The sequence below is a fragment of the Mesorhizobium sp. M0500 genome (assembly GCF_040321165.1).
GTDB lineage: Bacteria > Pseudomonadota > Alphaproteobacteria > Rhizobiales > Rhizobiaceae > Mesorhizobium.
In genome coordinates this window covers 88209-101265 of sequence record NZ_JAMYRB010000014.1, presented here as the reverse complement: position 1 = coordinate 101265, position 13057 = coordinate 88209, and the positions used below count along the sequence as shown (strand labels likewise).

Genomic DNA, 13057 nt, shown 5'->3' with positions numbered 1-13057 from the left:
ATTCCAGGATTACTTCGCAGCGGCAGCGACGATGGCATCTGCCAGGCTCTTGGCGCCGGCACGAATGCGCTCGAGCGCTTCGTGGATCTCGGCGTCGGTGACGGTGAGAGGCGGTAGCAGGCGGATAACGTTGTCGCCGGCCGGAACCGTCAAGAGATGCTGGTCACGCAGTGCCACCGTGACCTTGGTGTTGGGCATCGCGCATTTAAGCCCGAGCATCAGGCCGGTGCCCCTGATGCTTTCGATAACATCCGGAAATTCGTCGGCGACGCCAGCGAGCCCCTGCTTCAACAGCAGTGCCTTGCGCCGGACGTCTTCGAGAAAGCCGTCTTCCAGCACCACGTCGAGCACGGCGTTGCCGACCGCCATTGCCAGCGGATTGCCGCCGAAGGTGGTGCCGTGCACGCCGGCGGTCATGCCGACCGCTGCCTCGTCGGTGGCGAGGCAGGCACCCATCGGAAAGCCGCCGCCGATGCCTTTGGCCACCGCCATGAGGTCGGGTGTGACACCCGCCCACTCATGCGCGAACAGCTTTCCGGTGCGGCCGACGCCGCATTGGACCTCGTCGAAAATCAGGAGCAGTCCGTGCTGATCGCAGAGCTGCCTGAGCCGCTTCAGCGATTGCGTCGGCACTTGCCTGATGCCGCCCTCCCCTTGCACCGGCTCGATCAGGATCGCCGCGGTTTCAGGCGTGATCGCCTTCTCGGCGGCATCCACATCGTCGAAGCCGACCTGGTCGAAGCCGTCGACCTTGGGGCCGAAACCTTCCAGATACTTGTACTGGCCGCCGGCGGCGATGGTCGCCAGGGTGCGGCCGTGGAAGGCGCCTTCGAAGGTGATTGTGCGGTAGCGCTCGGGATGGCCCTTGACGAAGTGGTAGCGCCGCGCCGTCTTGATGGCGCATTCGAGCGCCTCTGCGCCGGAATTGGTGAAGAACACCTTGTCGGCGAAGCTTGCGTCGGCCAGCCGCTCGCCGAGCCGGCTCTGTCCAGGAATCTCGTACAGATTGGAGACGTGCCAGAGCTTGGCGGCCTGCTCGGTGAGGGCCGCGACCAGATGCGGATGGCTGTAGCCCAACGAATTCACGGCGATGCCGCCGGCGAAATCGAGATATCGCTCGCCCTTGTCGGTGACCAGCCAGGTGCCTTCACCGTGGTCGAAAGCCAGGGGTGCGCGAACAAAGGTCTCGAAAAGCGCCGAACCGCTCATTATATGCGTCTCCGGAACCGGAAAAATCAAAAAGCCGCCAAAGCGGCGGCCCTTGTGGCTTATCGTGTTTTTCGGCCGTGAAGTCAACGAAAAGGTCGCGCAAGGTCGCGCGGCAAGCCCCCCAGCATAACGCCGGCTCATAAGCGACCGGGCAAGTTGGGGAAAACCGAAAAAACCGATTCGTGTTGGCCTTGGGACTCTTGTCACCGAGTCAGCGCATAAGGTAATTGTAGTAGAGAAATAACTAGATTTCGTGCGGCGGACCTAATCACCCGATATATGTGGTGTCTGCCCGGCAGAAGCCGGGTCGGGAATGGATTCCGATTGCCGCACGTTTCAGCAGGAGCGCGGTCTCATGAACTGGACTGACGAGCGAGTCGAACTTCTCAGAAAATTGTGGTCGGAGGGCCTCAGCGCCAGCCAGATCGCCGCACAGCTTGGCGGGGTCAGCCGCAATGCGGTCATCGGCAAAGTGCACCGGCTGAAACTGTCCGGTCGCGGACGCACGACCGCCTCACCGGCACGCCAGAAGAAGACGGTGCAGGGATCGACGATCCAGAAATCGGTGTCCCGGGCAGCAAGCGCCACGCGCCATGCCACCACCTCGATGTCGATCGGTGCGACCGCGCTCAAGGCGCAGTTCGATGCCGAACCGGTGGCGCGCCACTATATCCGCCCGGTCGAGAACGTCGTCGTGCCGATCTCGCGGCATCTGCAACTTGTCGAACTCAACGAGCGCACTTGCAAATGGCCGAACGGCGATCCGCTTTCGGAAGACTTCCATTTCTGCGGCAACGACGCCGCCGAAACCGGCCCCTACTGCAAGTACCACGCCCGCGTGGCGTTCCAGCCGGCATCGGAGCGGCGGCGGAGCAGATAGTTAGGGGAATAGGGGAGTAAGGCAGTACGGCAGTAGGTGAATTGTAGAGAAGCGCGCTCCCGAAGCGATAGCCTACTGCCCTACTGCCCTACTGCCCTACTGCCCTCCTGCCCTCCTGCCCTCGCTTCAAAGCCACCCATTCTTGCGAAACCGCCAGTAAAGAAACGTGCAGATCAGGGCAATTGCCGCCAGGACGGCCGGGTAGCCATATTCCATCCTCAGTTCCGGCATGTCGCTGAAATTCATGCCGTAAATGCCGGCGAATGCCGTCGGCACGGCCAAGATTGCGGCCCATGAGGCAAGCTTCTTGGAGATCGCCGTCTCCTGGCTTTGACCGACCAGAAGGCTCGCCTCGAAGGCGAAGGCGAGAACCTCACGCAGGCTGTCGATCTTTTCCTGGACAGTGCGGATGTGGTCGGTGACGTCGCGAAACAGCGGGTGCATGGCTGTGTGGATTTGCGGCAGATCGGCGCTGGTGAGCCGCCGGCAGACCTCCACCAGCGGCAGGGCCGCATTACGCAGGCGCAAGAGATCGCGGCGCAGCATATAAAGCCGTTCGATATCGGAGCCGGTCATCGGTTTCAGCAGAACCTTGTCCTCGATCGCCTCGACCTCGTTTTCGATCTGCTCAAGCACCGGCATATAGTTGTCGACGATGAAATCGAGAATGGCGTAGAGGACGAAATCCTCGCCCTTGGCAAGCGAATGCGGGCAGCTTTCCCAATGCTGGCGAACGGCCGCGTAGGAGGTCGACGGGCCATGCCTAACGCTGACAATGTAGCCCGCGCCGACGAACAGATGCGTCTCGCCGAAGGTGACGCGGCTGTCGATCAGCTGCGCCGTGCGGGCAACTATGAACAGGGCATCACCATATTGCTCGATCTTCGGTCGCTGGTGCGGATGCTCGGCGTCCTCGATCGCCAGCTCATGCAGATGGAATTGCGCCTGGACGCGCAGCAACAAATTGCGGTCGGGCTCCAGCAGTCCGATCCAGACCACGTGGCCCGGCTTCCCGGCCCATTCGCCGGCTTCCTCGATCGGAATGTCGGCGATGCGCCGCCCAGCCGTATAGACGCCGCAAGCGATTATACCCGACATCGGCGGCGCAGGAGCAAACTCGCGGACGTATTCCATCGCAGCCTCCTGAAGGCGGGGCCTTCATCGCGGAACTGAGAAGTCGGCGCGTCGAAAGCTTAGCGCAATTTTCTGTCAGGTGGCGAATCCGAAATTCGCATCAGTTCTGAGAGAACTCACTTCGCTGGTTGGGTTGCGGGAAGAATAATCTTGTCCGTCTTGTCGCCCTTCGGACGATCGGCCGGCATCTGATCGCCGGTGACGATATAGTAGATCGTCTCGGCGATGTTGGTAGCGTGGTCGCCGATGCGCTCGATGTTCTTGGCGCAAAACAGGAGATGTGTGCAGGGCGTGATGTTGCGTGGGTCTTCCATCATGTAGGTCAGCAATTCGCGAAACAGAGAGGTGTACATGGCGTCGATCTGGTCGTCGCGGTCGCGCACGAAACCGATTTTCTCCACCGACCGCGACGCGTAGACGTCGAGTACTTCCTTGAGCTGGGTCAGTGCCAGATTGGCCAAAGCCTCGAGGCCGCGGAACAGGCTGTTCGGCTGGCGCCCGTCTGCGACGGCAACCACCCGCTTGGCGACGTTCTTGCCGAGGTCGCCTACCCGTTCGAGGTCAGCCGAGATGCGGATCGCGCCGACGATCTCGCGCAGATCCGTCGCCATCGGCTGGCGTTTGGCGATGATGATGATCGCCTTGTCGTCGATCTCGCGCTGTCCCTCATCCAGAACCAGGTCGTCCCGAATGACTTTCTGGGCAAGCCCCGGATCCGCATTGACCAGCGCCGCGACCGCCTGCTCGACCATGCGCTCGGCATGCCCGCCCATCGCCGCGATGCGCTTCGACAGATATTTCAGCTCCTCGTCATAGGCGCTGACGATATGCACGGATTGCATGGACGAAATGCCTTCCCGGGATCTCGTGGTTGAGTCGTTCCCTCGAATCCCCGCTGATACGCTAGCCGGATGACAGAAAAAAGAAACGGCCCATTATGTGCTAGAGATAGTACTACGTTAGCGAGCCGGCAAATGGACCGTGAACGCCGCACCCTTGCCGACCTCCGACCTGATGGAGAGTCTGGCGTTGTGGCGGGTCAGGATATGCTTGACGATGGACAGGCCAAGGCCGGTGCCCTTCTGGGTTCGGCTGTTCTCGACGTCGATGCGGTAGAAGCGCTCGGTGATGCGCGGGATGTGCTCTTCGGGGATGCCGGGGCCGAAATCCCTGATGGTGACGTCGATGCCTGGTTCGGGATCGCTGTCGCTGCGTATGATCGACACCACGACGCGTCCGCCCGACTGACCATATTTGCAGGCGTTTTCCAGCAGGTTTTCGAAGACCTGGAAAAGCTCGTCCCGATCGCCGGGCACGTCGAGCGGCCCTTCCGCGAAATCACGCTCGATGACGACGCCGTTTTCCTTTGCGAGCGGCCCAAGCGAATCGATGACGCTGTCGATGGCCTGGCGCAGGTCGACCTCGGTTCCCGGCTTGAGATAGGGCTTCATCTCCAAGCGCGACAGCGACAGAAGGTCGTCGATGAGGCGCGCCATGCGGCTGGTCTGGTTCTGCATGATCTGCAGGAACTGCTCGCGCGCCGCGGGGTCGTTGCGGGCCGGCCCGCGCAGCGTCTCGATGAAGCCGGCGATCGAGGCGAGAGGCGTGCGCAGCTCGTGGCTGGCATTGGCAATGAAGTCGGCACGCATTCTGTCGATCCGGCGCGCCTCACTCTGGTCCTTGAACACCAGCACGTAGAGATCCGTGGCATGGCCGACTGAAGACGCGCTCACCCGATAGGCTCGTTCGACCGGCAGCTTTTCTATGTAGTCGACGCTGTCCGAAGCGACGTTGCCCGCCAAGATACTATCCAGCAAGGCCTGCATTTCCGGCGCGCGGAATTTCAGCGACAGCGACATGCCGGGGGCAATCCCGCCGAAGGCGGCAAAGGCAGCGGCGTTGGCGTGGACGATGGCGGCGGAGCGATCGAAAATGATCAGCGGATCGGCAACCGCCGCCGCGAGATATTCGCCGGAAAGTTGTTGCACGCTTGACTCGATGGCCGCGGCATTTTCGGTCGATTGGCGGGCGATGCCGGCCGGCAGCATCGCAGCGGCAACCAGCACGGCGCCAGCCAGCAGCACCACATAGCCAGACATGCCGGCAAAACCATAGACCATCAGAACTGCAACGAGGCCGGCCGCCAGCAGCCAGCGGCTGTTCCACAGCCGCATGGCGACGGCTTGCGCCCTGCCTCTCCGCTCTGTGCCGATGTCGGCCATTTGCGCTCCGTCTGCGGCCACTTCAAGAACTTCTTGCTGGACCGGCGCTAGAGCGCAGTGCGTCCAATTGGACGCACAAAGGACGCTCTACCACTTTATCTGCTGCATCGTTCTTTCCGAAAATCGATTCCGATTTTCGGGCCGATGCAGTAAGGCTCCCAATAGCACGAGTCCGGAAGCTGGAAAGGTTCGCCTCGATGAAAAACGCTAAGGAAAGCCCCGCCGCACCCTCATCGGGGCCGCTGAAGATCATGATCGACGGCAAGGAGAGGGCGTTCGACATCGAGGCCCCCGCGCTTCCCGACTGGGTCGAGGACCGCAAGCTCACCGCCGGCGGTTACCCTTACGACAAGAAGATGAAGAGCGAGGAGTATGACGAGAGGCTAGAGAAGCTGCAGATCGAGCTGGTCAAGGCGCAGGCGTGGCTGCGGTCGACGGGCAAGCGGGCAATGTCGCTGTTCGAGGGGCGCGACGCTGCCGGCAAGGGCGGCACGATCTTCGTTTTGCGCCAGTATCTGAACCCTCGCACGGCGCGCAACGTGGCGCTGACCAAGCCAACGCCCACCGAGCTTGGACAATGGTACTTCCAGCGCTACGTCGACCACTTCCCGACGTCGGGCGAATTCGTCACCTTCGACCGCTCCTGGTATAACCGCGCCGGCGTTGAACCGGTGATGGGATTCTGCACGCCCGAGCAGCACGAGCAATTTCTGAACGAGGTTCCGCATTTCGAGCGGATGATCCGCAACGAGGGCATACATTTCTTCAAATTCTGGCTGAACATCGGCCGGGAAACGCAGCTCGAGCGATTCCACGACCGCCGCTGGAGCCCGCTGAAGAGCTGGAAGTTTTCGCCAATCGACATCGCCGGCATCACCAAATGGGACGAATACACCAAAGCGCGCGACCTGATGGTCGAGCGCACGCACAAGGAGTTCGCGCCCTGGATCATTGTGCGGGCGAACGACAAACGGCGCGCGCGGCTGGCCGTGATGCAGCGCATTCTCCTTTCGCTTCCCTATGACGGCCGCGACCTCGACGTCATCGGCAAGGAGGACAAGAAGATCATCGGCGAAGGGCCGACTTTCCTCGAAAAATAAGCTCACCTCATCGATACGCGGCTCTCATGCCGCCAGCCGGGCAATCCGCTGCAGTCGCTTCAGCGTGGTGTCGTCCTGCAGCGCCTGCTGGAAAAGCGAGATCTCCTGGTCGATGCGGTCGCAGAGCGCGCCGGTGTCGCCCCTAAGCAGGTCGCGCGTCTGTAGCAGCGCCGCGACAGGCTTCTTGGCGAGTTGCCTGGCTCTTGCCAACGTGGCTTCCTCGACGCTGCCGTCCGTCACGATCTCGCCGACAAGGCCCAGTGCCCTGGCATCTTCGGCGGCGAGCGTGTCGCCCAGGCAGAAGAAGCGGAACGCCCCGGCATAGCCGAGCTTCTGCGGCGCCAGAATGCTGGTCGCCGCGTCCGGCACCAGGCCGAAATCGACGAACGGCACCCGAAACGTGCTCTTGCTCGAGGCGATCACCATGTCGCAGTGGAACAGGATGGTGCAACCGACGCCGACGGCGTCGCCGTCGACACAGGCAAGGACCGGTTTCGGGAACGTCGCCAGCGTGCGGAACATATCGGTGACGGCGGCGATCAGTCGCCGATGTTTGGTGGCGTCGAGAAATTCGGAGAAATCGGCACCGAGGCAGAAGCACCCGGCCAAGCCGCGCAGGACCACGACGCGGACGTCGTCGTCGACAGCGGCTTCGTGGAATGTCCTGGCCAGGCTTTCATAGGCCCGCCTGTCCAGCACCGGGCGGCCGTCACCCGACGATACCGTGACGATCAGCGTGTGATTGCGGAATTCTGCTTTTGCGTGAACGTTCATGGCCTCTCTCCAATCTCACGAGGCGCGTCTCTGTCCGAGCATGTCCGGGTACCCTCTGGCCAGCACCGGCGCAAAATGGTTGCGGCGCGAACGCACCACGTCGAGCGTGTGCTCGTTGAAGGTGAGCAGTGTGGCAACCACCTGCTGGTTGCCATAGGTACGCTGGTAACCGAGCGGCGTTGCCAGGAAATGCAGCTGCAGCGCGCGAAGCACCCACATCGGCTCGAATTCGATGATCACCTGATTGACGTTGCGCTTCAGACCCCACTCGACGAAGCCGGCGATCAGCTCGGTGCCGACCGTCGACACGCCGCGCCGACCGTCGCGGAATCCCGGCGCAACCGCATAGCGGGTCAGTTCATAGACATTCGGGCCCGACGGTGGGGTTCCCTCATAAAGGTCCGCCAGCACATCGGTTAGAAGATGTGCCCGGGTCGTCGGCAACATCCGCTGATAACCGGCGAGCTCGCCATTGCGGATGACGATCTGGTGCACTGCCTCGTCGTGGTCGAATTGATCGATCTCGAGGCCATCAGGGCGCTGCAGATCGGTCCATCCCATCTCTTCGACGAAAACTCTGTAACGCAAACGATGAACTGCCTCCCAGAGGTCGGGCCGTTCCATCAATTCCTGGGTCGTGAGGGAAAAAAGCATTTGCCGTCTCCTAGTTTCAATAGGAAGATACGGCCGTGCTTTCCCAAAAAAATTACGCGATCACGCAAGCAAGAATTTCTAGGCCGGCGCGGCCGACCTAGTTAATATAGCCGCGCCTTATCGCTTCCGCGACGGCCTGGACCCGGTTGACGGCACCGAGTTTGCTTTTGGCGTTAAGAAGGTGTTTCTCTGACGTGTGTTCCGAAATGCCGAGAATTTGTGAAATCTCCCATTCGGACTTGCCAACAGCAGCCCATTGCAGGCATTCGCGCTCACGCGGCGTTAATTCGACATGATCGATGGTTTTGCCCGCCATGGTGTGGAGCTGCATTGCGCGGCCAATCGCATAAGTCGAGACCAGCGACACCAACCCGAACTCGGCACTCGACAATTCGACAGCCTCGCCGCCTAGCGACACCATGACGATCTGGCCATCGAGCGTGATTAGCGGGAAGGCCAACCCGTCGCGCAGCTTGAATTCGCCGGCATCGCCCATCACCTCGCCGCCGCTCTTGCCGATGCGGATGCCCTGAGATGCTTCCCGCCACTGGAATGGCGCTTGAAGCTGCTTCATGTGGCTGACGACGGGGTCGTGATCGACGTAGTTGCGCGCGACGTAGCGCTCAAGCCATTCAGCCGGCCAGTCGCAGAGCAGCACATGGTCCTTTTGCTGGTTTCTCGGCGTGCCAGGTTGCGGAACCGTCCCGGCCATCAGCGCCGTCAGCCCGAACCCGCTTGTTACCCCCAGCAGCTTTTCGCAGACGGCGGCGGCTGTGCCGGCGTGCTGCAACTGATCTATCAACTCCAGCGTACGATCGAAATGACCCATCGCAACATCTACCCCATGTTGCCTTCCGCTCTTGAGGCCAATGGCAGTGATCAACCCGCACCACGCCATCAACCCCGGACTGCAAAGCTGCCTCCCCTGTGCGTCCTACTGCTCCTCTTCAGCCGGCATCACGCAGTCACTTGCAAACTCACTAAACAATATCCCTAAATTGCAATGATGAAACCAAAAACCGTCGTACCTGTGTTTTTTTCGTACAAAAACCTGTGTTATTTCGTACGAAAGGCGGGGCAAGACCGGACGGAGTCGTCGCGTGGCGTTTCGGCGCATATCCATTTCATTGATCTTGATATTGATCGGAGCGCAATCGCTTGCGGCTGCTGCGCTCGCCGCGGAGCCGCAGGTGCCGGTGTTCTGGGACGCCAAGGAGCGGCTGCCAAAGCCGGACCTTTCGATGCTGCCGCGGCTGCGATTCCTGACCACCACGGATTTCCCGCCGTTCAATTTCCTCGATGGGGCAGGCCGGCTGTCGGGCTTCCATGTCGACCTGGCGCGCGCCATCTGCGCCGAGCTCGGCATTGCCGAAAAATGCCAGATCCAGGCGCTGCCCTGGGCCGAGCTCGAAGGTGCGCTCGGGAAAGGCGAGGGCGAAGCGATCATTGCCGGCATCGCCGCGACGCCGGAGTCGCGGTCGAAATACGCATTTTCACGCTCCTACCTGCAATTTCCGGCACGCTTCATCATGCTGAAGACACAGGCGCTGACCGAACCAATGTTCGACAAGCTGCGCAGCAAGCGTGTCGGCGTGATCGCCGGCTCCGCGCACGAGCGGATGCTGCGCGATTATTTCGGCGACGTCCAAATCGTCCCGTTCGCAAAGCCGGAGGAGCTTTATGGCGAGCTGAAAGCCGGCAAGATCGACGCCGCCTTCGGCGACGGCATGCGTTTCGCCTTCTGGCTCGGCGGTTCGGATGCAGCGGGCTGCTGCCGCTTTGCCGGCGGCCCCTATCTGGCGCCCGAATATCTCGGCTCAGGCATGGCAATCGCCACCAGGGCCGACGATCCGGCACTGGCCGCCGCTTTCGACTACGCGCTGCAGGAAATCTCGGTGAAAGGCACGTTCGCCGAGTTCTATCTGCGCTATTTTCCCGTCAGTTTTTTCTGAGCTTGGCCGCCGGCTCAGGTCAGCGTGCGAAGGCGGGCCTTGGCGGCTCGCGCAATGGCGGCGACCGTCAGCGCATCGAGGTCGAGTTCCCGGCGGACGAGCTGCAGGACGCGCACCTCCTCCAGGCGCATTTCGAGATCGACAGCTGCGACCTCGAAGGCGGCGGCATAGGCGGTGTCACGCAGGCGTTCGGGCAGCGCCTCGGCGACGCGCGCCAGGACGCCCTCCAGCCCATCCTTTTCATGCAGCATTTTCTGGCAGGCCTGGGCGACCTCGACCAGCCGCTCCTGGTTGAAATCCTCAAACACCGGCCAGGATCGAACGACGTCGCCGATCCGCGCCAGTTCGACGTCGGTCATGTCGCGGTCTGACGCCGAGGTGATGACCATCAGGTAGATCATGGCTTCGTGTGGCGACAATGGCATTTACAACTCCTTGAGACGGTCCCGAAGTTAGGAACGAGGGACCGGCGCCGCAAGGAAAAACAGCCGCGATCGTTGGCGCTCCGATCACGCCTTGGAACTTGATCCATCCTGACTATCGGGACGGGGGCTCTTAATCTTCTTGCCTGATCACGGTGCTGCCCGAAAACCGGGTTCCACTTTTCGGGATCATGGTCTAGAGCATGCGGCTGCCGGCATGGATGCTGGCAAAGTTGCAGGAATAGCATCATGGCCGAACAACAGCCGATCGATCTCAGCCCGGAAGTCCTCGCCGCCGCCGCCGAAAGCAAGGCGTGGCCATTCGAGGAAGCGAAAAAGATCGTCGCCCGCTACGCGAGCAGCGGCTACCCGGAAACGGTGCTGTTCGAGACCGGCTACGGCCCGTCCGGCCTGCCGCACATCGGCACGTTCGGCGAGGTGGCGCGCACATCTATGGTGCGCCACGCCTTCCGCGTGCTGACTGAAGACAAGGTCAAGACGCGGCTGCTGTGCTTCTCCGACGACATGGACGGATTGCGCAAGGTGCCGGACAATGTGCCTAACAAGGACATGCTGCGCGCCTATCTCGGCAAGCCGCTGACCAGGATACCGGACCCGTTCTCCAATGAGTATCCGTCCTTCGGCGCCGCCAATAACGCACGGCTGCGCGCTTTCCTCGACCGTTTCGGCTTCGATTACGAATTCGCTTCCTCGACCGACTATTATACTTCCGGCCGCTTCGACGCGACGCTGCTCAAGATGCTCGAGCGCTTCGATAAGGTGATGGCAATTATGCTGCCGTCGCTGCGCGAGGAGCGGGCGCTGAGCTATTCGCCCTTCCTGCCGATCCATCCCAAGACCGGCATCGTCATGCAAGTCGCGATCGACGAGCGCAAGCTCGACGCCGGCACCATCGTGTGGCGCGACCCGGACACCGGCGAGCGCTTCGAGACGCCGGTGACCGGCGGTCATGCCAAGCTGCAATGGAAGCCAGATTGGGCGATGCGCTGGGCAGCACTCGGCGTCGATTACGAGATGTCCGGCAAGGATCTGATCGATTCCGTCAAGCTCGCCGGGCAGATTTGCCGCGCGCTCGATGCTCCGGCACCGGAGGGCTTCAATTATGAGCTGTTCCTCGATGAGAACGGCCAGAAGATCTCGAAGTCGAAGGGCAATGGGCTGACCATCGACGAGTGGCTGACTTACGCGCCGACCGAGAGCCTTAGCCTTTATATGTTCCAGCGCCCGCGAACCGCGAAGAAGCTTTATTTCGACGTCATCCCGAGGGCGGTAGACGAATATTACACGTTCCTCTCTGCCTATCAGAGGCAGGACTGGAAGGAGCGGCTGGGCAATCCGGTCTGGCACATGCATGACGGCAATCCCCCGGCAGTCGACCTGCCGGTTCCGTTCTCGCTGCTGCTCAACCTGGTCAGCGCCTCGAATGCGCAGAACAGGGACGTGCTGTGGGGTTTCATTTCGCGCCACGCGCCGGGTGTGACGCCGACAACCCATCCCGAGCTCGACCGGCTGGCCGAATATGCCATCCGCTATTTCGACGATTTCGTGAAGCCGGCGAAAGTGTACCGTGCTGCCGACGCGGTCGAGCGCGAGGCGCTGACCAAGCTTTCGGAAGCGCTCGCCGCGCTGCCGGCTGATGCCGACAGCGAGGCAATCCAGAACGCTGCCCTCAATGTTGCGCGCAAGATCGAGCGCTACCAGGATCATTCCAAGCAGAGCCCGGAGGGCGGACCCGGTGTCTCCGTCGCCTTCTTCCAGATGATCTATCAGGTGCTGATAGGTCAGGAACGCGGGCCGCGCTTCGGCTCCTTCGCCGCGCTCTACGGCATCGCCGAAACGCGCGAGCTCATTCAGCGGGCGCTGGCTGGTCAGCTGGCGGCATGAGGACGCCGTCTTGCTCCTCCAGGATCGAGCTAGGCGCTACAGGCGCGGATCGCGACGCAGCAGCCGGGAGCGGCGGCAGGCCTGAAACGCTCGGCGGCGGCCCGAAGACGCCTTTTTTTGCTGCACGCGCCTTCTCGCCGGCTTCTGCGTAAGGGCCGCCCTTGGCGGCGCGCGCCCAGCCATTTTCGACCAGCCATTGGCCGATATCCTGATTGCCGATCCGGCACTCGGCGGCGATCAGATCACGACCGCCTTCGGGCGGCACGGCACAGACCACCGCACGACTGCGGAGAAAGGCGCGGAAGGCCGTTCGCGCCCGAATGCCGCAATTCCAGGACTCGCCGCCGTCGGTGCAAGTCTCCTCCTGCTTGACGATGTCGATACCGGAAACCGCAATCGAATAGCCCTTTACTTCGATGACCCCGGCGGCCGACGCGACTGGCTGGAATAGTTTCGTGCCTTTCCAGTCGTCGGGCATTTTCGTTTTTGGCGGCTTGGGCGGTCCGGCCAATGCCAGATCGCTCAACGGGGCGCGCGGCTCTATCCGTTCAAGCTCGTTGGAACCGAGCTGCGGCGGCACCACGATTTCTGGATCGATTGCCCTCGAATGCGCCGCCTGCTTGGCCGGCACTGGCTTCGGGATGGCCGACGTAGCCGGCGCGGCGGGCTGCGGTTCAACGCCGACCTGGATTTGCTCCCAGGGGCCGCCGCTTTCGCTCTGGACGGCGCGGCCGGCGGCGACAATTGCCGTGGCCATCGCCGGGATCGCCAGAACAGCCAAGGCAAGGTGAGGCAGACGCACCGG

13 protein-coding genes are annotated in these 13057 nt (G+C 62.0%); 4 read left to right on the top strand and 9 right to left on the bottom strand.

Features of this window, described 5'->3' with window-relative positions:
- Positions 1–9: 9 nt before the first annotated feature.
- Entirely contained in the window at positions 10–1209 is a 1200-nt protein-coding gene (locus NKI70_RS22830; RefSeq protein ID WP_023677349.1) for an aspartate aminotransferase family protein, read from the bottom strand.
- A 355-nt stretch (positions 1210–1564) separates the two neighbouring features.
- Between NKI70_RS22830 and NKI70_RS22825 the strand changes: the two genes are divergently transcribed.
- Complete coding sequence (locus NKI70_RS22825; RefSeq protein WP_023677348.1) at positions 1565–2089, top strand: GcrA family cell cycle regulator; 525 nt, start codon at positions 1565–1567, stop codon at positions 2087–2089.
- Positions 2090–2215: 126 nt separating this feature from the next.
- Here NKI70_RS22825 and NKI70_RS22820 read toward each other — a convergent pair whose 3' ends face one another.
- From NKI70_RS22820 to NKI70_RS22810, 3 genes are all read right to left on the bottom strand, one after another.
- Positions 2216–3223, bottom strand: coding sequence for a magnesium and cobalt transport protein CorA (locus NKI70_RS22820; protein WP_023677347.1), 1008 nt, complete (start codon positions 3221–3223; stop codon positions 2216–2218).
- A 116-nt stretch (positions 3224–3339) separates the two neighbouring features.
- Positions 3340–4065: a phosphate signaling complex protein PhoU gene (gene phoU, locus NKI70_RS22815; RefSeq protein WP_023677346.1), complete on the bottom strand. Its 726-nt coding sequence runs from the start codon at positions 4063–4065 to the stop codon at positions 3340–3342.
- A gap of 117 nt (positions 4066–4182) precedes the next feature.
- Entirely contained in the window at positions 4183–5445 is a 1263-nt protein-coding gene (locus NKI70_RS22810) for a sensor histidine kinase (RefSeq protein ID WP_352570369.1), read from the bottom strand.
- Positions 5446–5642: 197 nt separating this feature from the next.
- Here NKI70_RS22810 and ppk2 point away from each other — a divergent pair, with 197 nt between their 5' ends.
- A complete protein-coding gene (gene ppk2 / locus NKI70_RS22805) occupies positions 5643–6545 on the top strand; it encodes a polyphosphate kinase 2 (RefSeq protein ID WP_352724916.1) in 903 nt (300 codons plus the stop codon).
- Between the two features lie 24 nt (positions 6546–6569).
- Here ppk2 and NKI70_RS22800 read toward each other — a convergent pair whose 3' ends face one another.
- From NKI70_RS22800 to NKI70_RS22790, 3 genes are all read right to left on the bottom strand, one after another.
- Complete coding sequence (locus NKI70_RS22800; RefSeq protein ID WP_352570367.1) at positions 6570–7319, bottom strand: enoyl-CoA hydratase-related protein; 750 nt, start codon at positions 7317–7319, stop codon at positions 6570–6572.
- A 15-nt stretch (positions 7320–7334) separates the two neighbouring features.
- A complete protein-coding gene (locus NKI70_RS22795; RefSeq protein ID WP_023677342.1) occupies positions 7335–7973 on the bottom strand; it encodes an acyl-homoserine-lactone synthase in 639 nt (212 codons plus the stop codon).
- 97 nt (positions 7974–8070) lie between these two features.
- On the bottom strand, positions 8071–8802 hold the full coding sequence (locus tag NKI70_RS22790) for a helix-turn-helix transcriptional regulator (RefSeq protein ID WP_023677341.1): 732 nt from the start codon (positions 8800–8802) through the stop codon (positions 8071–8073).
- A gap of 271 nt (positions 8803–9073) precedes the next feature.
- On the opposite strand from NKI70_RS22790, the gene NKI70_RS22785 reads away from it, so the two are divergent.
- A complete protein-coding gene (locus NKI70_RS22785) occupies positions 9074–9925 on the top strand; it encodes an ABC transporter substrate-binding protein (RefSeq protein WP_352570366.1) in 852 nt (283 codons plus the stop codon).
- A 14-nt stretch (positions 9926–9939) separates the two neighbouring features.
- On the opposite strand, the gene NKI70_RS22780 is transcribed toward NKI70_RS22785, so the two are convergent.
- The gene (locus tag NKI70_RS22780) at positions 9940–10350 is read right to left on the bottom strand and encodes a tellurite resistance TerB family protein (RefSeq protein WP_023677339.1); all 411 of its coding nucleotides are present in this window, start codon (positions 10348–10350) and stop codon (positions 9940–9942) included.
- Between the two features lie 246 nt (positions 10351–10596).
- On the opposite strand from NKI70_RS22780, the gene NKI70_RS22775 reads away from it, so the two are divergent.
- Positions 10597–12252, top strand: a complete 1656-nt coding sequence (locus tag NKI70_RS22775) for a lysine--tRNA ligase (protein ID WP_352570365.1) — start codon at positions 10597–10599, stop codon at positions 12250–12252.
- Here NKI70_RS22775 and NKI70_RS22770 read toward each other — a convergent pair.
- Complete coding sequence (locus NKI70_RS22770) at positions 12215–13054, bottom strand: thermonuclease family protein (RefSeq protein WP_352570364.1); 840 nt, start codon at positions 13052–13054, stop codon at positions 12215–12217. The genes NKI70_RS22775 and NKI70_RS22770 overlap by 38 nt on opposite strands.
- Positions 13055–13057: the final 3 nt, after the last annotated feature.